The organism is Pseudaeromonas sp. HNCC25DJ180, from assembly GCF_055413345.1.
This window is the reverse complement of sequence record NZ_JBVAYF010000058.1, coordinates 1-307: the sequence shown is the minus strand read 5'-3', so window position 1 is coordinate 307 and position 307 is coordinate 1. Positions and strand designations below refer to the sequence as shown.

The window sequence follows — 307 nt, the reverse complement described above, 5'->3', positions numbered from 1 at the left end:
TCAGGTCCAACCGCAACTGGGGCGTCGCGATGGAATATCAACTCTTCAAAACGAGCCAATACCTGCGAGGCTGGATCCACTACTTTGGTATCGCCAACTGCTATCAACTCTGCATGGAGCTGGATCAATGGATCCGCCGCCGGATACGGATGGCCTATTGGCGGCAGTGGCGAAAGCCGCGCACCAAGGTACGGAACCTGATGAGCCGGGGCGTCCACGTTCGGACGGCGGTGGCGTGTGGCATCACCAGTAAAGGCCCATGGCGTAGCTCGAAAACCCCGGGGATCCAGCAGGCGTTATCGAACGC

1 protein-coding gene is annotated in these 307 nt (G+C 59.3%); it reads left to right on the top strand.

Going from position 1 to position 307, the window contains the following annotated elements; translation table 11 throughout:
* Nucleotides 1–29 precede the first annotated feature (29 nt).
* Nucleotides 30–307 (top strand): group II intron maturase-specific domain-containing protein (locus ACZYTD_RS17255; RefSeq protein ID WP_463893936.1); only part of this gene is annotated, 278 nt, incomplete at its 3' end.